Here is a 17538-nt window from a genome sequence, read left to right as displayed (position 1 = left end):
ACGCAATCTTCAACGGTAACGCGGGCCATGATCATCCTTCGCGTAAAGCAAGCCACCCGGTAAGCCGAGGGGCGAAGTCAAGCGCGCACTATAAAAACCCCTCTTGACAAAGGCAAGAATAGGTTTTCGTTGCGAGATCGATTCTCGTGGATTCTGGAATTAATCGCCCCAAAGCACACAGGTTTGGTCCGGGGGCAGGGCTGCAAGCAGCGCCGCAATGCCCGTTCCGCTGATAGGATGCCGCCACGCGGGATCAACTTCGGCCAAAGGGCGGAGCACAAAGGCGCGGTCTTGCGTGCGCGGATGCGGAAGCTGCGGGCCGTCCGCCCCATCATGCACGAGGCTTCCATAGGCGATCAGATCGATATCCAGCGTGCGCGGCGCATTAAGCTTGCCGCGCGCGCGGCCGAAAGCGGCTTCTATGCGATGCAACGCCGCCAGAAGATCGACCGGCGGTAATAGGGTTGCGACGGCAATGACAGCATTGGCATAGGGCGGATCGGTGGGATCGGGCCAGGCCGCCGAGCGCCAGATAGATGAGCAGCGCCGAGTCGAAACGCCCGCCTGCGCAAGCATTTCTATGGCGGCCATCAGAATTGCCGGGGGCGCACCCCAGGTTGGGTGGGATAAATTCGATCCCAAAGCAATCAGAATTGATTTCTCTGTTGCGGTCATGGCGCACCTGTCATAAAGGAAGACATCGATAAGGGCTTGCCGCCCCGGTGTGCAACCCCATTTGTCTAAATCTGTCAGGTTGTTAAAACCTCTGACCACATTTGAATTGTTTTTTGGTGGAGTGAACCAATATGCATTTTTATCCGCAGGAGCGCATTGCGCTCTTCATCGATGGCGCAAACCTTTATGCGGCTGCCCGCGCGCTGGGGTTCGATATCGATTATCGTAAGCTTTTGCAACTTTTCCAAACGAAAGCCCATATGATCCGGGCTTTCTACTATACCGCCCTGATGGAAGATCAGGAGTATTCGCCGATCCGTCCGCTGGTCGATTGGCTGGATTATAACGGCTACGCGATGATTACGAAGCCGACGAAAGAATATACCGATGCATTTGGCCGCCGGAAGGTCAAAGGCAATATGGATATCGAGCTTGCCATCGACGTGATGGAGATGGTCAATCATCTCGATCATATCGTTATCTTCTCGGGCGATGGCGATTTCCGCCGCTTGGTCGAAGCCGTCCAAAGCAAAGGCAAGCGCGTGACCATCGTCTCCACGATCCGCTCGACCCCGCCGATGGTGGCCGACGAGTTGCGCCGCCAGTGCGATATTTTCTGCGAATTGCAAGACCTCGCCCCCTACATCGCCCGCGCTTATGCAGGCCCACGCGAGCCGCGCGACAATTATGCCGCGCCGTCGCCCGCCGGTTTCCGCGATGATGCACCGCAGTTCCTGCGCCGCCCGGCCCAGTCGGATCAGCCCGATGGGCTTCCGGAAGAAGAAGAGCAGAACTAACCGCCCTTACGGTTACGATGGCGCTCCCCTCTCCGGCCCATGACTGCCCGATTTGCCCGCGCCTTGCGGACTTTCGGGCAGCCAATGCCGTGGCCTACCCAAGCTTTTTTAATGGGCCGGTTCCCAGTTGGGGACCGGAGGGCGCGGGGCTGTTCATCACCGGCCTCGCCCCCGGCCTGAAGGGGGCTAACCAGACCGGACGACCTTTCACCGGCGATTATGCGGGCGATACGCTTTACGCGGCCCTGCTGCGTCACGGGTTCGCCACGGGCACTTATGGCCGCAGCCCCACCGATGGGATGCAGCTCGTCAACTGCCGCATCGCCAATGCCGTCCGTTGCGTGCCGCCGGAAAACAAACCAACGCCCAACGAAATCAACCGCTGCCGTCCGTTTCTGATCGGCGAGCTTGCCGCCCAGGAAAAAAGCGGCGTCATCCTCGCGCTCGGTACAATCGCCCATCAAAGCGTATTGCGCGCCTTAGGCATTCCCGTTGCGCGCTTTAAGTTCGCCCATGGGGCCGAGCATGCTTTGCCCGATGGCCGCACGCTGATCGATAGCTACCATTGCTCGCGCTACAATACGAACACGGGCCGCCTAACCGAAGCAATGTTCGACGCGGTAATCGCCCGCTGCCGAGCGCTTCTCAGCTAACGCAGAACCAAGCCGCGTCGCCCAAGGCAACCGCGAGGCCCATCTCGGCCCAAAGGGCTAGGCCCGCGACAATCGCGAATCCCGCCACGGTCCAAAAGAACAGTTTTTGTTTCATAGTCTCTGCCCCACCGCGCCGCGCACCGGCACGGCTTTTTCCGAAATCGGCAAATGCACGACTGCGGCGATTAAAGCCAGCGCAATCGAAAGATACCAGATCAAATCATACGATTGCAGATGATCGTAAGCCCAACCGCCCCCGAATGCGCCCAAGAATGCACCGAGTTGATGGAACATGAAGACAAAACCATAGAGCATCGCCATATAGCGCATCCCGAACATCCGGGCGACGAGGCCCGAGGTTAGCGGCACCGTTCCGAGCCAGAGAAAGCCCATCCCGGCCCCGAAGGCGACGGCAGTCAGCGGGCTCAGCGGCAAAACCAGGAACAGCGTAATCACCACCGCGCGCGCGGCGTAAACCAGGCTCAGCAGATATTTCTGCGAGAACCGCGCGCCCAATTGGCCGAATAGATACGAGCCGATGATATTGAACAGGCCGATCATCGCAAGCGCCCAGGCGGTTACGCTGCTCGGCATGTTATTGTCGCGCAAAAAGGCGGGCAAATGGGTGGCGACGAAGGCCACATGAAAGCCGCAAACGAAAAAGCCGATGTTCAGCAGCCAGTAGGAGCCATTGCCGAGAGCGGTGCGGATCGTCGGCTTCAGATCGGCCCCGAAGCCCTGGCCCTGCGGCGGAAGCGGCGTTTTGAGGCCCAAGGACAGCGGGATCATCAGCGCGGCCATCGCGGCCAGCACGAGAAACGCCCCGCCCCAACCCATTTGATCCAACATATATTGCGCGCCCGGCACGACGGCAAACATGCCGAACGAGCCCGCAGCGGTGCAAATCCCGAAAGCCTGGGTGCGCTTTTCCGGCGGCACCATGCGCCCAACCGCGCCCAGCACGGTGCCATAGGTGGTGCCCGACAAGCCGATGCCAATCATCACGCCGAGCGAGATTTGCAGCCCGACCGGATCGGCCCAAACATAGGTGAGGATCAAACCAAGCGCATAAATCAACCCGCCCGCCATACCGATGCGCACGGAGCCCCAACGGTCGGAAAACAGCCCAATCACCGGCTGACAGACGCCCCAAAGCAACTGTTGGAACGCGAGCGATAGGCCAATCACGCTGCGCCCGACATCGAGATCCATCGATAGGGCGGGCACGAAAATGCCGAACGATTGGCGCGTGCCCATAGCGATGATCAACATCATCACCCCCGACACCAGAACGATGAGCGTTTGCCCGCGCATAACGTAGTCCCCCGAATTTTATTCGGTTTTCACTTTAGGGATTTGTGCAACCTTCCTCAATCGAATAGATGTATGGATAACAATACGAAAACCGCATGGATGGCTTCCCCGACCGTCAAGGGCCTGTGTGCGGCGCGGGGCAGAGGTTCGAATGTTGTGCGCGCGCGTCCCTTTCCTTTCCGGCCCGGTTCCGCTACACCCACGGCATCAGGGTAGGATTTCGGCTTCCCTGGTCGAAACCCCTGCCCGCCTTTAGATAAAGCGCAGTTAGGCGAGGAGTCGTTACAATGGCCGACACTAATTTCGATGTTGTTTTTGTGGGCGGTGGCCCCGGCGGCTACATCGGTGCGATTCGCGCCGCCCAATTAGGCCTGAAGACGGCCTGCATCGATAAGCGCGGCACCTTCGGCGGCACCTGCCTTAACGTCGGTTGCATTCCCTCGAAAGCGCTGCTGAAATCCTCGGAATATTTCCACCTCGCCCAGCATGGCCTCAGCGATCACGGTTTTTCGGTCGGCGAGGTTAAGCTCGACCTGCCCAAGATGATGGCACGCAAAGATAAGGTCGTCGGCGATACCACCAAGGGCATCGAATTCCTGTTCAAGAAGAACAAGGTAACGCCGTTCAAAGGGGCCGCCACGATCATCGGCCCAAACAGTATTAAGGTCGTGCTGAATGACGGCGGCGAAGAAACCCTGACCGCGAAGAACATCGTCATCGCCACCGGCTCCGATGTCGTCGCCCTTCCCGGCCTCACCATTGATGAGCAGACGATTGTCTCCTCCACCGGCGCGCTGACCCTGGGCGCCGTGCCGAAACATCTCGTCGTCATCGGCGGCGGCGTCATCGGGCTCGAACTCGGCTCGGTCTGGCAGCGCCTTGGCGCGAAAGTCACCGTCGTTGAGTTTCTGGACCGCCTGATCCCCGGCATGGATGGCGAAGTCGCTAAGAATGTTCAGCGCATCCTCGGCAAGCAGGGTATCGAGTTCAAGCTCGGCAAGAAGGTGGTGAAGGGCGACAAGGGCCCGAACGGCGTCACGCTCACCCTCGAACCCGCCGCCGGTGGTGCCGCCGAAACGCTCGATGCTGATGTGGTGCTGGTCGCCATCGGCCGCCGCCCCTATACGGATAGCCTCGGCCTCGATACGGTCGGCGTTGCGCTGGACCCGAAGGGCCGCGTCGTGGTCGATCACCACTATAAATCCTCGGTGCCGTCGATCTTCGCCGTCGGCGACGTGATTACCGGCCCGATGCTGGCCCATAAGGCCGAAGAAGAGGGCGTTGCCATCGCCGAGCTTCTGGCGGGCCAGGCCGGACACGTGAATTACGACGTGATCCCCTCGGTCATCTACACCGCGCCGGAAGTCGCCAGCGTCGGCAAGACCGAGGAAGAGTTGAAGGCGGCGGGCGTCGAGTATAAAATCGGCAAAGTGCCCTTCAGCGTCAACGCCCGCGCGCGCGCGAATGCCGATATCGAAGGCTTCGTGAAAATCCTCACCGATGCCCGCACCGATAAGGTTTTGGGCTGCCACATCATTCACGGCGAAGCCGGAACGCTTATTGCCGAAGCGGCGCTAGCGATGGAATTCGGGGCCTCAGCGGAAGATATCGCCCGTACCTGCCACGCCCACCCAACCGTTTCGGAAGTGGTGAAAGAAGCCGGGCTTGCCGCCAATGGCCGCACGCTGAATATGTAATTCAGCCAACAAGAAACCCCCGAGGCGAAAGCTTCGGGGGTTTTTGTTTGCTTAGGCCGAGGCACCCCCCGACCCAAAGCCTTACGCCTTGGCTAGGTTCGCCGCGACGAAGTCCCAATTCACCAGATTATCCAGGAACGACTGCACGAAATCCGGGCGGCGATTCTGGAAATCGAGGTAATAGGCGTGTTCCCAAACATCGACCGTGAGCAGCGCGGTTTGACCGTGGGCCATCGGCAGATCGGCGTTCGGGGTTTTGGTGATTTTCAGCGTGCCATTTTCCACGACGAGCCAGGCCCAGCCGGAGCCGAACTGACCGACGGCAGCGGCCTTGAACTGGTCCTTGAAGGCATCGAAGGAGCCGAAAGCCGCTTCGATCTTGGCCAGCAGGTCGCCCGTGGGCGTACCGCCGCCATTCGGCTTCAGGCAATGCCAGAAGAAGGTGTGGTTCCACACCTGGGCGGCATTGTTGAAGATACCGGCCTTAGCCGAATCTTTCGCGGCGTCGAGAATGATCTCTTCGAGCGATTTATCGGCCAGGGGGGTGTCTTTAATCAGGTTATTGAGGTTGGTCACATAGGCCTGATGATGCTTCGCATGGTGGAAGCTGAAGGTCTGTGCGGACATATGCGGCTCGAGCGCGTCGGAAGCGAAGGGCAGAGCGGGAAGTTCGAAAGCCATGGTGTCCTCGAAAAATTAGGTGGTGAGTGAAACCGGACCATTAGATAAGGATGTTCCGCGCCGAAGGGAACCCTTGGCAAATTAGGGTTGTTCTAAAAAAGGATGATTTACCCGTGAATAATCCGCCGCCCGCCGCCTTAAGTGCCTGCGGAACCCTGCTGCGACAGGGCGATAAAGCGCGGTTTCTCACAGCTTTGCTCGCCCCGCCCGACGCCCGCGAAGGCTTGTTCGCGCTCTATGCTTTTAATTTAGAGGTAGCCAAAACCCGCGAGATGGTCAGCGAGCCCATGCTGGGGCAAATTCGCCTGCAATGGTGGCGGGAAACTTTGGACGAGATTTATTCGGGACAGACCCCGCGTAAGCATGAGGTCGTCACCCCCCTCGCCGAAACCATCCGCCGCTTCACCCTGCCCCACGCCCCTTTCGCCGCGCTGATCGATGGGCGCGAACAGGATTTGCAAATGCCACCACCGGGGACCGAGGCGGAGTTTACCGCCTATCTGGACGCGACCGGCGGCATGCTGGGGCGGCTGGCGGCGGCGATTACCGGGGCCGATCCCGAGCATGCGGCCGCGCGGGCAACGGCCTATGCCAAAGCCGGAACCCTCATCGGTATCGCCCGGCGCGCGCAGTTGGGGCGGGTTGATCTCCCCCTGGATCGGCTCGGCGCGGCGGGGTTGACGGCCCGGAGTATCCGCGACGGGGTGCCCTCGGAGGCCCTGTCGAAGCTTGTTTTGGCTTTCGTGGCCGAGGTCGAACAGGCGCTTGCCACTCTGCCGCGCGCACCGCGCAAGGGCGGGACCGCCCTGCTCACCGGAACCCTCGCCCGCCGCCTGATTAAAGCTTTGCGGACGGCGGGCGGTGATCCCTTCCTTGCAGCGGCACAAGTCCGCGCCCGCCCCGACGGGCTTCTACCGCTGCATTTGTGGTGGGCGATACGCCTCGGGCGGCTTTAATTGCGAAAAAAGCTTACCCCCGTGCGCCATCCCAGGCTTGCCAAACAGGGGGGTTTTCAGCCATATTCAAGCGCTTGCTGAAGAAAGCTTAGGTTTTTCTTCGACTCGCAAAGGGTCCGGGGGGGCCGGTTGCCGCCCTGCCTTTCGGTCTAACGAAGTGGGAACGCCATGCCGATTACGCCGTTCCAGGCCTTTCGCCTGTCGAAAAGCGAATATGAAGTTTTACGGGTCATCGAAAAAAAGATCGATGAATTCCTGGAAGAAAACTATTTTCCCGGCCTCACCGTAACGGTGCCGCTGCCGACGAAAATGGTGACGGACCGCATTCTGCACTCGATCATGCAGCGCTATCAGGAAGCCGGTTGGACCATCGAGCGTAAAGGCGTCGCGGGCGAAGCCATTACGGTCGAATTCACGCCGAACCGCGCCGATCTGGAATAGCATTAAGGTTTCTAAGGCTTGCCTTGGACACCTGCCGTCGGATAGTCTTGGTTTATGACATTGATTCTCGGACTCAGCCTGCGAATTACGACCCCGACCCTTCTTTAAGGGTCGGGCAGCGTTTCTTTGCGTTTTTAGGCTGATTCATCCGAGGAGTGACGTATGTCACAGTCCCCTTCACGCGCTGCCGACGATACGGCTGCCGTTGATTTTTCCCGAACCACCGCCTGTTTTTCGGTTTCGGCTTTGGCCGATCCTGGCCTTTTGCCGCGACTGCTCGAGCCATTCGCCAAGCGCGGACTGGTTCCAAGCGCGCTTTATGCCCGCCAACATGGCGAAGATGTGTCGGTCGATATCCAGATTGATGGGCTCGGCCAGGACGAAGCCGCGATGATCGGGCGCGGCATGCGCCAGATTTTTGGGGTCGATGTCGTGCTGGTGTCGCAGCGGGTTTCGGCGTGAGGACAGGCGCGGATTTTCATGCCCATAATATTGATAATAGTTGATAAACATGCCATTTTAAGCACGGTTTGATCGAGCGAGGATAGACCATGATTAGTGCCGATTTGGGTAAACAGCTCGAGAACTTTGTTAAGCAGCTCGTCGAGACGGGCCGCTATGGTTCCAAAAGTGAAGTGCTGCGGGAGGGCGTGCGCTTGATTCAGGATCGTGAAGCACGCCTTACCGCGCTCGATGCCTCGATCCTGCGGGGTATTGCCGATGCTAACGCCGGCCGAACAAAGCCAGCGAGCGACGTTTTTGACCGGCTGGAAGCAAAATATCGCGCTATGGATGATCGGGCCGAAAAATCCGCATGATGGTTGAATTTTCGGTCGAGGCGGAAGGCGACCTCGAACGGATTGCCGACTATATAGCCAAGGATAGCCCTCGGCGCGCGCTTACGTTCGTTCAAGAGCTACGCGGCAAATGTGAGGCCCTGGCGGCCACCCCGCAGGGCTTCCCTTTGGTGCCTCGATATGAACAGCACGGCATTCGCCGCCGGGTTCATGGCAATTACCTGATTTTCTACCGCATTGAAGATGAGCGCGTGGTGATTATTCACGTACTACAGGGCGCAATGGACTATACCGCCATACTATTTGAAGACTAAAATCGACACCTGAGATTTTAGCTGGCTACGATGCAGATTAGGGCTGACGGGGCCGTATAGGCTCAGCACTGAAATGCCGCCTCACCCCCGTCGTGGATATTCAGCACCAAGAGCGATTGTCGGCAGGCACGCCACTTGCTAGCCTGCCCACGCTATGATGCTAGAGCCCCCCACCATCGCCCTTCTTGCCAGCCCCGGTTTTCGCCAACCGGAGAATAGTCCGCTGTCAGCCCTGCTGACGGTGCTGGTCCCCTTCGTCACCCACGTTTGCCCGGCAAAGCTGGTGGCGATGCGCACGACCTATGAGGCGGCGCAATCCGCAGGTTTTCTGACCGAGTACCCCCATTGGGACGTGCTGCCGCCGTGGGAGGAAGGCTCAATCGCCACCGTCGCGGCGCGGCTCGTGGACGGCGATATCGATTGGGTGATTTACCTCGCCGATCCAGGGGATTTGATCTCGCTCTTTCCCGAATCGATTGCGCTGAAACGGCAATGCGTTGTGCATGGGCGGCCGTTTCTCGCAACGGTGCGGGCGGCTTCGGAATGGTGCCTGCTGCAATGGATTGCGCATGACCCGGTTAGCGCCGCGCAACACCTTTGCCGGTTGGACGATCCCGCTGCCGCCGCAACCCTCCCAAGCGCAACCACCCTCGGCCTTGTGGCGCACGACACGCGCAAGGCGGCGATGCTCGGCTATGTGGAAACCTGGTTTCCGCTGCTCGATCAATTCCGCCTGCGCCTTTCGACCGGCACCACCGGCGGGCTGCTGAACGGGCAGGTGCCGGAGCGCTTAGGCGCGGTGCCCGACGCCCTCCGAGAGCAGGTGTCGCGCCAAGCTGCCCGGCTGTCGGGGCGTTCGACGCCCTGGACCACCTCCTACCTGTCTGGCCCGAAAGGCGGCGACGCCCAGATTGCCGACCGGGTGCTGCGCGAGCCGGGCGCGACAATTCTTTTCTTTGAAGATCCCCATGTTGCCCGCGAACATGAGGCCGACATTCAATTGTTGGAGCGAATCGCCCGGCTCAATACCTATCAGAACGCCTGCCTGCACGATCCGGTGACGGCCCAAACATGGGCGGAACTTTGGACGCGCGCGCTGGAAAGCGGGCTCGCGCCGACGCTAAAAGCCTAAGAAATCAAACAGGGGGAAGCGGTGAACGCGAATATCTATGCAACGCTCTACGCGCGGTTTCAGCACAAGCTTGATGCAACCTGCATCGAAACCACCGAAGGGCGGATTATCACCTTCCGGGAGCTGGATCAGGCGACGGCGCGCATTGCCAATCTGCTGACCGGCCTGGGGCTCACCAAAGAAGACCGCGTTGCCGCGCAAGTCGATAAATCGCCGGAAGCGCTTATTCTGTGCCTGGGCGTGCAACGCGCAGGGTTCGCCTTTTTACCGCTGAACGCCGCCTATCAAACCTCCGAAGTCGCCTATTTCCTGGAAAACGCCGCGCCGAAGCTCGTCGTTTGTCGCGCAGCGAATCTCGACGCGATTACCGCCATCGCCGGGGGCGCGAAAGTTCTTACCCTTGAGGGCGATGGCAACGGGTCACTCACCGAGGCCGCCGCAGGGCAAAGCGATCACTTCATCACCGTCACCAGCGCTGATGATGATATGGCGGCGATTCTCTACACCTCCGGCACCACCGGGCGGGCCAAGGGCGCGATGCTGACCCACGGCAATCTTTCGACCAATGTCGCCGTGACCAATCAATTCTGGGGCTGGGTACCGGGCGACGTGCTGCTGCACGCCCTGCCGATTTTCCACGTCCACGGGCTGTTCGTCGCCTGCAACAATGCGCTCTATAACGCGAGCCCAATGCTGTGGCACGCGAAGTTCGATGCCGCCGCCGTTCTGAAAGACCTAAAACGCGCCACGGTGCTTATGGGCGTGCCGACCTTCTACACGCGCCTTCTGTCCCTGCCCGACTTTGGCAAGGAATCCGTTGCCAATATGCGGCTGTTCATCTCTGGCTCGGCCCCGCTGCTGATCGAGACGTTCCAAGAATTCACCGCCCGCACCGGCCATGTGATCCTGGAGCGCTACGGCATGACCGAAGTGCAAATGGCGATTTCGAATCCCTGGGACGGTGCGCGCATCGGCGGCACCGTCGGCCTACCCCTGCCCGGCGTCAGCGTGCGCATCGTCGATGAGGCTGGGGCGGATAGCCCAACCGGCGAAACCGGGGCGATTCTATTGAAAGGCCCGAATATCTTCCGGGGCTATTGGCAGATGCCGGAAAAAACCAAAGAAGATTTTACCGATGACGGTTGGTTCAAAACCGGCGACATGGGCAAGCGCGACGCGAACGGCTACATCAGCATCGTCGGGCGCGCGAAAGACCTTATCATCTGCGGCGGGCTGAACGTCTATCCCAAGGAAATCGAAGAGTTGCTGGATGCCGTTCCGAGCATCGAGGAAAGCGCCGTCATCGCCATGCCCCACCCAGATTTCGGCGAGGCGGTCGCCGCCGTCATCGTGCTTAAACCCGGTGCCAGCCTGAGCGAAGACGCGGTGGTCGAGCATGTGAAGACCCACCTCGCCAACTTCAAAGTGCCGAAGGCCGTGTTCTTCACGCCCGATCTGCCGCGCAACGCCATGGGTAAGGTACAGAAGAACATCCTGCGTCAAACCTATTTCCCCCCCAAAGCGTCATAGAACTCTAGGGAAGGCTCACGCTTTGACCGGCGGGGGCCTTCACTACAGCAGTAATCGGCACCAGCACGAGGCCTTTTGCGGGGAGCGTCGGTAGCCACTCCTTGAGGGCGGCAATCGTATTGTCCTTCGGGTGGCCGATTGCGACGCCCTTGCCGGTGCGCAGGGCAACCGCTTCGAGATGGCGCAACTGCTTGCGCACCCCTTCAAGCGACGGATCATCGTCCAAAAACACGTCGCGGTCGATATTCGGCACGGCCATTTTGCGGGCGATGGCGGTGCCGACCGATTGTGCCGAGGTGCGGCTATCGAGCCACAGCAGCCCGCGCGCGCGCAATTCGGCGATCACCGGCGTCATGCCCACCTCCCAAGTGGTGAAGCGGCTGCCCATGTGATTGTTGATGCCGACATAGCCGTCGAACTTCCCCAAATTGCTGCGCACCCGGCGCTGCACTTCTTCGGGCGAGAGCGCCATGGTGAGCGCGTCCGGGCCGGGGTCCATCGGCAGCGAGGGCTGCATCGGCATATGAACCATCAATTCATGCCCGCGATGGTGGGCCTCCGCCGTCTGCGTTGGAAGATTCTGGCCGTACGGCAGATAGGAGAGTGTGAGCGGCCCCGGCAAGGCCACCGTTTGCGCCGACCGGCCCCGATCAACACCCATATCGTCGATCACGATGACCACCTTCGCCCGGCCCTCGCTGGGCGGCGCGGCAACGGCATAGCGCTTCCACGGCGGCAAATTACCGTTGAACGGGGCCGGGAGGGTGATTGGCTTGGTCGGGGGCGGCAGCGCAGTAATCGCCTCACCCGCGTCGGGCTCGCCATTGTGAACGGCGGGATCGGCGGGGGAGGCTGCCGCATCCGGCTCCAGCGCGCCGGGGGCCGGCGCATCGGGTTCGGGCGCTTCGCTCACCATCTCCGGTAAGAGTGCAACCGTCGCAGGCGGCGCTTTCGGACGCACGAGCGATTCCGCCACGAGCCCCGCGCCGATGCCCCCAAGCAGCAGCGCGATCACCGTAAGGCTCTGTCCGCGCCAACCCTGCTGCCAGCGCGTCGCCCAGGGGGCCTTCGACGAGTGCGCTTTCGCCGGGGGCGGCGGGTCGAATAGATCGTCTTCGTCCATCTTTTTTCCTGAGGCGGCAATCTCGTCAGCATCCAACGCCCCTGCTATAACCCTTTGCATGAGCAATTTCACACATTTCGATAGCGAAGGCCGGGCGGTGATGGTCGATGTCACCCAAAAGCCCGTGACCGAGCGCACCGCAACCGCCGCCGCGCGCGTGCTGATGCAGCCGGAAACCCTGGCCGCCATTCGGGCCGGGCAGATCGGTAAGGGCGATGTTCTTGCCGTCGCCCGCCTCGCCGGGATTATGGCGGCCAAACGCACGCCCGATCTTATTCCCCTGTGTCATCCGCTCGCGCTGACTTCGGTTAAAGTCGATCTCACGCTAAACCCGGACGAAAACGCCGTGGAGATTTCCGCCACCTGCAAGCTCAGCGGCAAGACGGGTGTGGAGATGGAAGCGCTCACCGCCGCCTCCGTCGCCGCCCTCACCGTTTACGACATGTGCAAGGCGCTCGATAAGGGCATGCAGATTACCGACCTGCGCCTCACCCATAAGGCGGGCGGCAAATCCGGGGAATTTACTCAAGCATGAGCCGCCCGCCGTTGATGCCGGTCGAAACCGCGCTGAATAAACTTCACGCGGCGCTTGATGGCTCCGGCCCAGTGGGGTGCGAGGATGTGTCGCTGCTCGACGCTGCGGGGCGCGTGCTGGCCGTGCCCGTCGTCGCGCGCCATACGCAGCCGCCCCAAGCGGTTTCGGCGATGGACGGCTGGGCGGTACGGTCGGCGGATTTTGGAGCCGAACCTCTATCGTTGCGCATCGTTGCGGAGATTCCGGCGGGTCATCCCTGGACCGGAACGCTTGCGGCGGGCGAAGCCGCGCGAATTTTCACTGGCGCGCCGCTCCCCGACGGGGCCGATACCGTCGTTATTCAGGAAAACGCCCGGCGCGAGGGCGATACGGTCCATCTGCGCACGCTGCCCATTCCCGGCAAGAATGTCCGCGCGGCGGGGTTAGACTTTCGCGCTGGGGCCACGGTTGCCGAAGCGAACTCCCCCCTCACCGCCCGCCGGATCGGGCTGATTGCGGCTGCCGGCCACCCGTGGGTGACAGTGCGCCGCCGCCCGCGCGTCGCCATTCTCGCCACGGGTGATGAGGTCCGCCGGCCCGGCGATCCGCTCGCGCCGGGGCAGATCGTCAGTTCCAACTCCTACGCTCTGGCCGCTCTCATTCGCAGTTTTGGCGGCGATCCGGTTTTGCTGCCCGTCGCCCCGGATTCGCTCGAAGGCTTGGCCGAAGCCGCAAAAAACGCGAAAAGCTGCGATCTACTGCTGACCACCGGCGGCGCTTCCGTCGGCGATCATGATCTGGTGCAGCAAGGTTTGGGCGCGGTCGGCCTGTCGGTCGATTTTTGGAAAATTGCGCTGCGCCCTGGCAAGCCGCTGATCTTCGGAACCTTTGGCGACCGCCCCTTTCTGGGGCTGCCCGGCAATCCGGTTTCAACCATCGTTTGCGCGTTGCTGTTCTTGAAACCCAGTATCGAGCGCCTGCTGGGCCTGCCGCGCCGGGAGCTTCCCACCGTGCGACTGCCGCTTGCCGTTGCGCTTCCCGCCAATGACGAGCGGCAGGATTATATGCGCGCGCGCCTCGTCGATGGTCGCGTTACTCCGCTACCCGTTCAAGACAGCGCCATGATGAATGTTCTCGCGGACGCCGATGGTTTGCTGGTGCGCCCGCCCGGCGACCCCGAAAAAACGGCAGGAGAGCTTGTTTCGATAATTTTGTTCCCGGCGGGTTCTCTTCCTGCTTGACGCGGACGCGCGAATGAACATAGAACGGAACAGGACTCAACCGGAAAGGAGCGGCGGGCCATGCTCACCCCCAAACAGCACGAGCTTTTGCTGTATGTTCATCGGCGTTTGGCGGAAACCGGCGTTTCCCCCTCCTTCGATGAAATGCGTGAAGCGCTCGATTTGCGCTCCAAATCCGGCATTCATCGGCTGATCACCGGGCTTGAGGAACGCGGCTTCATTCGCCGCCTCCCCCATCGTGCCCGCGCGCTGGAAATTCTGCGCATGCCGGAGGCCGCGGCCAATCCGCAGCCGGTCGCGTCCGTCGCGACTTCTGAAGCGGCCATGCCGGTGCCGTTGATGCGCAGCCCGGTTGCGACCGCCTTCATGGCCCGCGCCGCCGCCAATCATACCAGCCTGCCGCTCTATGGCCGCATCGCGGCCGGTTTGCCGATCGAGGCGACGCGCGATACGGCCATGATCGACATTCCCAATCACCTCGTCGGCAAGGGCGATCATTACGCCCTGGAGGTCGCCGGGGATTCGATGATCGAAGCCGGGATTTTAGACGGTGATATCACCATCATCCACCGCTGCGACACCGCCGAAAATGGCGCTATCATCGTCGCCCTGGTGGATGATCAAGAGGTTACGCTGAAGCGGCTGCGGCGCAAGGGCGCGTCGATTGCCCTGGAACCCGCCAATAAAGCCTATGAAACCCGCATTTTCGGCCCGGATCGTGTGCGCATTCAAGGCAAACTCGTCGGCCTCTTACGGCGCTACTAAACGCCGCTCGGGCGGGGGCGGCATCCACCGCCGCCCCGTTTGGCGTGTTGCGGTAAGCTGCGGCTTGCCGTCGATCAGATCGATCCGCAGCGGCGACAATCGTTGAAGACGCGCCCGCGACTCGCGCCATACTGGTGCCGGGCATGGGGTGCGAACCGGTGCGCTGGTAATGATCACCCAAGCCTCGCGGCAATCTTGGGCCAGCGCGGCTGGATGACGTGTTAACGCCAGCGGCCCGTGTTCGGTGGGGAAGCGGCACCCCCAGGGGTCGCAGTGTGCAACACTGCCCTCGCCGCCCATCGCAATGATCGAGCGGGCGGCGAGCGCCTCCCCCAGCACCCTGGCCGGAAGCGCGCCGGGCGTTGCCCCGAAAATTTCCACAACCCCATCGGCGCGCGGAACCGCTATCGTACCGCCTTGCCCGCCGATCAGTAAAAACGGCGGTTGCGTGGCGGCGGCAAGGCTAAGCGCTACGCCAAAGGGCACAAGGGCTACCCAGCGGAGCGTCCCCGTCCATAGGCAAGCCCAAAGCCCGGCAAAGACGATCAGCAGCAGCACCGTTTCCGAGAAGGTCGGCACGGGGATCGACGCGCCGGGCAGTTTGGCCACGGCCTCCGCAAGTGCAACGAGCCCATCAATGCCCAATCCGGCAAAACCCCAGCCCCAGGCGTCCAACCCAAACGGCAGCAGCAGGAATCCCAGCACAACCCCCGGCATGATCACCAGCCCCGTTAAGGGAATCGCCAAGAGATTGGCGATGATTCCATAGAGGGCGATGGTGTGAAAATGAAAGGCGGTGAAGGGGGCGGTTGCCAAGGTCGCAACCAATGACGTGAGTACCGAGGAGCCGACGGCGATAACCGGCACCAACACCCCGCCATAGGCCGCGCGCAGGTGCGATAACCAGGGGCCGATGACCTCATAGCCCGAAATCAACGCGATGACGGCGGCGAAGGACATTTGAAAACCGGGGTTCAGCAGCGCTTCGGGCGACCCCAGCAACACCAGTACGGCAGCAACGGCCACCGTGCGCAGGGTTAGCGGGGTTCGATCTAGAAGGATCGCGAGCAGCACAACGCCGGTCATAATCACCGAGCGCTGAACCGGCACGTCCCACCCTGCGAGCACGCCGTAGAGCAGCACCAGCAGCGCGGTTGGCCAAACGGCGAGCTTCTTGGTATCGACCCGAAGCGCTATCGCGGGGATCAAGGCCAAGCCGCGCCGGGTCAGCACCATTGCCAGCGCCGCGACCAGCCCGATATGCAGGCCACTTATGGAAAGAATATGTGTGAGCCCACTATCGCGCATCGCAAGGCGAACCGGCCCGGCAATCCCGCTTTGGTCGCCGACCGCAAGCGCAATGGCGATTTCCCCAGAAATTCCCGGCACATGCTGGCGGATACGCTCGGCCAATGCCAAACGCCACGCCGTCAAAAAGGGGGTTTCGCCGCCTGCACGCACCTCGAGCGCGTAAATCGTGCCGTGCCCGACAATCCCTTGAAAGAACTGCGACAGGCGCGAGTCGAACCCGCCCGGCGTAAGTGGTGGCGGCACAGGCGTGAGCACCGCCCGCACCCGAACCCGCGCGCCCACGGGGGGCGCCTCGCCCGTCCGCAGGGTCAACCGAACCCGCCCAGCGCCGACTTCCGGCACCCCGCCGCCGTCGCGCGTCAGCTCCGCCAGTGTCAGCCTAAGCCCGGTTTCGGTGCGACCGACTGCAACAACCTCCGCCTCGTACCATTGCGCGGCGAGCGGCCAGGCCAGCCGGACGGGTTCACTCAGCACGGCGTGGGTCTGTGCAGCCGCAAAACCGCAGCTTACGAACAGCAACCCCCGCAGGCTCAAAATAATCCAGGTTTCCGCCCGCCGAGCCAAAACCAACGCCGCCCCCAAGGCGACGGGGGTCATGAAAAGCCACAGGGGCGGGTCGCGCGGCAGAGTGAAGAAAACCCCAATACCAAGCCCCAAACATCCCGGCACCCACAGGCCGAAGCGATCCGCCTGCGCTGCCCACACCGCCTGTAAAGCCTGACGAATCCCGATCCAGCGGGCGAGCCAATGCCCCCACATTAGATGGATCGGTGCCGTCCGCATCGCGCGCTGAACTCCTCACCTTAACCGGGACAAATCACAGGGATATCACACGAGAAGTGCGTATTCCCGCGCATCATTCCAGATTTAGCAATCCTGTCCAGACCGGATGACGCCGATAATCGGGTTTCGTTGTGCCGCGCAACATGCTAGACCGTTGGCACTTATTCCTTGTGGTTATGGATTCTGCATGAGCATCGTCACACGCTTTGCCCCCTCGCCCACCGGCTTTCTCCACATCGGCGGCGGACGCACGGCGTTGTTTAATTGGCTCTACGCCCGGCACTTGGGCGGCAAGTTCCTTTTGCGCATTGAAGATACCGACCGCCAGCGCTCCACCCCGGAAGCCGTGGACGCGATTATGAAGGGCCTGAAATGGCTCGGGCTCGATTGGGACGGCGAGGTCGTGTTCCAATTCGCCCGCGCGGGACGGCACGCCGAGGTCGCCAATGCGCTTCTCGCCCAAGGCCGCGCCTATCGTTGCTACGCGACGACAGAAGAATTGGACGCGATGCGCGAAGCCCAACGCGCGGCAGGCCAGCCCGTGCGCTACGATGGCCGCTGGCGCGACCGCGACTCGAGCGAGGCTCCGGCGAATACCCCCTTCGTTATTCGCCTGAAAGCCCCGCAGACCGGCGAAACCACGGTGAACGATCAGGTTCAGGGGTCCGTCACGGTCGCCAATGCCCAGCTTGACGATATGGTGCTGCTTCGCGCCGATGGCACGCCCACCTATATGCTGTCGGTGGTGGTTGACGATCACGATATGGACATTACCCACGTCATTCGTGGCGACGATCATCTGACCAATACCTTC

20 protein-coding genes are annotated in these 17538 nt (G+C 61.5%); 14 read left to right on the top strand and 6 right to left on the bottom strand.

Translation table 11 applies throughout. The features are described from left to right. Positions 1-159 precede the first annotated feature (159 nt). Positions 160-675, bottom strand: a complete 516-nt coding sequence (folK, locus tag ACIQ36_RS10175; RefSeq protein WP_395828825.1) for a 2-amino-4-hydroxy-6-hydroxymethyldihydropteridine diphosphokinase — start codon at positions 673-675, stop codon at positions 160-162. 131 nt (positions 676-806) lie between these two features. On the opposite strand from folK, the gene ACIQ36_RS10170 reads away from it, so the two are divergent. Together ACIQ36_RS10170 and ACIQ36_RS10165 are read left to right on the top strand one after the other, a co-directional pair. Then, positions 807-1472, top strand: coding sequence for an NYN domain-containing protein (locus ACIQ36_RS10170; protein ID WP_395828823.1), 666 nt, complete (start codon positions 807-809; stop codon positions 1470-1472). Between the two features lie 17 nt (positions 1473-1489). Beyond that, positions 1490-2125, top strand: coding sequence for a uracil-DNA glycosylase (locus tag ACIQ36_RS10165; RefSeq protein ID WP_395828821.1), 636 nt, complete (start codon positions 1490-1492; stop codon positions 2123-2125). Here the strand turns inward: ACIQ36_RS10165 and ACIQ36_RS10160 are convergent. Both ACIQ36_RS10160 and ACIQ36_RS10155 read right to left on the bottom strand, forming a co-directional pair. Beyond that, positions 2118-2240 carry a hypothetical protein gene (locus ACIQ36_RS10160; protein WP_395828819.1) on the bottom strand — a complete coding sequence of 41 codons (123 nt, stop codon included), beginning with the start codon at positions 2238-2240 and terminating at the stop codon, positions 2118-2120. The two genes, ACIQ36_RS10165 and ACIQ36_RS10160, sit on opposite strands and share 8 nt — an antisense overlap. Next, positions 2237-3439: an MFS transporter gene (locus tag ACIQ36_RS10155; protein ID WP_395828817.1), complete on the bottom strand. Its 1203-nt coding sequence runs from the start codon at positions 3437-3439 to the stop codon at positions 2237-2239. The genes ACIQ36_RS10160 and ACIQ36_RS10155 overlap by 4 nt, the downstream gene beginning before the upstream one ends. 287 nt (positions 3440-3726) lie before the next feature. Here ACIQ36_RS10155 and lpdA point away from each other — a divergent pair, with 287 nt between their 5' ends. Further along, entirely contained in the window at positions 3727-5136 is a 1410-nt protein-coding gene (gene lpdA, locus ACIQ36_RS10150; protein WP_395828815.1) for a dihydrolipoyl dehydrogenase, read from the top strand. Positions 5137-5217: 81 nt separating this feature from the next. Here lpdA and ACIQ36_RS10145 read toward each other — a convergent pair whose 3' ends face one another. Continuing rightward, positions 5218-5817 carry a superoxide dismutase gene (locus tag ACIQ36_RS10145; RefSeq protein ID WP_395828813.1) on the bottom strand — a complete coding sequence of 200 codons (600 nt, stop codon included), beginning with the start codon at positions 5815-5817 and terminating at the stop codon, positions 5218-5220. Positions 5818-5930: 113 nt separating this feature from the next. Here ACIQ36_RS10145 and ACIQ36_RS10140 point away from each other — a divergent pair, with 113 nt between their 5' ends. From ACIQ36_RS10140 to ACIQ36_RS10110, 7 genes are all read left to right on the top strand, one after another. Further along, positions 5931-6773 (top strand): phytoene/squalene synthase family protein, encoded by an 843-nt coding sequence (locus ACIQ36_RS10140; RefSeq protein WP_395828811.1) that lies wholly within the window; start codon positions 5931-5933, stop codon positions 6771-6773. 168 nt (positions 6774-6941) lie between these two features. Further along, positions 6942-7214 carry a hypothetical protein gene (locus ACIQ36_RS10135; RefSeq protein WP_395828809.1) on the top strand — a complete coding sequence of 91 codons (273 nt, stop codon included), beginning with the start codon at positions 6942-6944 and terminating at the stop codon, positions 7212-7214. Positions 7215-7376: 162 nt separating this feature from the next. Further along, complete coding sequence (locus ACIQ36_RS10130) at positions 7377-7676, top strand: hypothetical protein (protein ID WP_395828807.1); 300 nt, start codon at positions 7377-7379, stop codon at positions 7674-7676. A gap of 89 nt (positions 7677-7765) precedes the next feature. Beyond that, entirely contained in the window at positions 7766-8032 is a 267-nt protein-coding gene (locus ACIQ36_RS10125) for a type II toxin-antitoxin system ParD family antitoxin (RefSeq protein ID WP_395828805.1), read from the top strand. Further along, the gene (locus tag ACIQ36_RS10120; RefSeq protein WP_395828803.1) at positions 8029-8325 is read left to right on the top strand and encodes a type II toxin-antitoxin system RelE/ParE family toxin; all 297 of its coding nucleotides are present in this window, start codon (positions 8029-8031) and stop codon (positions 8323-8325) included. Before ACIQ36_RS10125 ends, ACIQ36_RS10120 begins: the two co-directional genes overlap by 4 nt. Positions 8326-8479: 154 nt before the next feature. Next, positions 8480-9457 (top strand): methylglyoxal synthase, encoded by a 978-nt coding sequence (locus tag ACIQ36_RS10115; RefSeq protein WP_395828801.1) that lies wholly within the window; start codon positions 8480-8482, stop codon positions 9455-9457. Positions 9458-9478: 21 nt separating this feature from the next. After that, positions 9479-10987: a malonyl-CoA synthase gene (locus ACIQ36_RS10110; RefSeq protein ID WP_395828799.1), complete on the top strand. Its 1509-nt coding sequence runs from the start codon at positions 9479-9481 to the stop codon at positions 10985-10987. Positions 10988-10991: 4 nt separating this feature from the next. On the opposite strand, the gene ACIQ36_RS10105 is transcribed toward ACIQ36_RS10110, so the two are convergent. Continuing rightward, complete coding sequence (locus tag ACIQ36_RS10105; protein WP_395828797.1) at positions 10992-12110, bottom strand: divergent polysaccharide deacetylase family protein; 1119 nt, start codon at positions 12108-12110, stop codon at positions 10992-10994. A 58-nt stretch (positions 12111-12168) separates the two neighbouring features. On the opposite strand from ACIQ36_RS10105, the gene moaC reads away from it, so the two are divergent. Genes moaC through lexA form a run of 3 tightly spaced genes read left to right on the top strand, consistent with a single transcriptional unit; the run spans position 12169 to position 14630 of the window. Then, positions 12169-12645 (top strand): cyclic pyranopterin monophosphate synthase MoaC, encoded by a 477-nt coding sequence (gene moaC, locus ACIQ36_RS10100; RefSeq protein WP_395828795.1) that lies wholly within the window; start codon positions 12169-12171, stop codon positions 12643-12645. After that, positions 12642-13865 carry a gephyrin-like molybdotransferase Glp gene (gene glp, locus ACIQ36_RS10095; protein WP_395828793.1) on the top strand — a complete coding sequence of 408 codons (1224 nt, stop codon included), beginning with the start codon at positions 12642-12644 and terminating at the stop codon, positions 13863-13865. Before moaC ends, glp begins: the two co-directional genes overlap by 4 nt. A gap of 60 nt (positions 13866-13925) precedes the next feature. After that, positions 13926-14630, top strand: coding sequence for a transcriptional repressor LexA (lexA, locus tag ACIQ36_RS10090; RefSeq protein WP_395828791.1), 705 nt, complete (start codon positions 13926-13928; stop codon positions 14628-14630). On the opposite strand, the gene ACIQ36_RS10085 is transcribed toward lexA, so the two are convergent. Continuing rightward, complete coding sequence (locus ACIQ36_RS10085) at positions 14616-16724, bottom strand: ComEC/Rec2 family competence protein (protein ID WP_395828789.1); 2109 nt, start codon at positions 16722-16724, stop codon at positions 14616-14618. The two genes, lexA and ACIQ36_RS10085, sit on opposite strands and share 15 nt — an antisense overlap. Before the next feature lie 187 nt (positions 16725-16911). On the opposite strand from ACIQ36_RS10085, the gene gltX reads away from it, so the two are divergent. After that, on the top strand, positions 16912-17538 hold a 627-nt coding region (gltX, locus tag ACIQ36_RS10080; RefSeq protein WP_395828787.1), incomplete at its 3' end, for a glutamate--tRNA ligase.

It is taken from the genome of Elstera sp. (assembly GCF_044372965.1).
Classification (GTDB): domain Bacteria; phylum Pseudomonadota; class Alphaproteobacteria; order Elsterales; family Elsteraceae; genus Elstera.
This window is presented reverse-complemented; position numbering and strand designations above follow the sequence as displayed.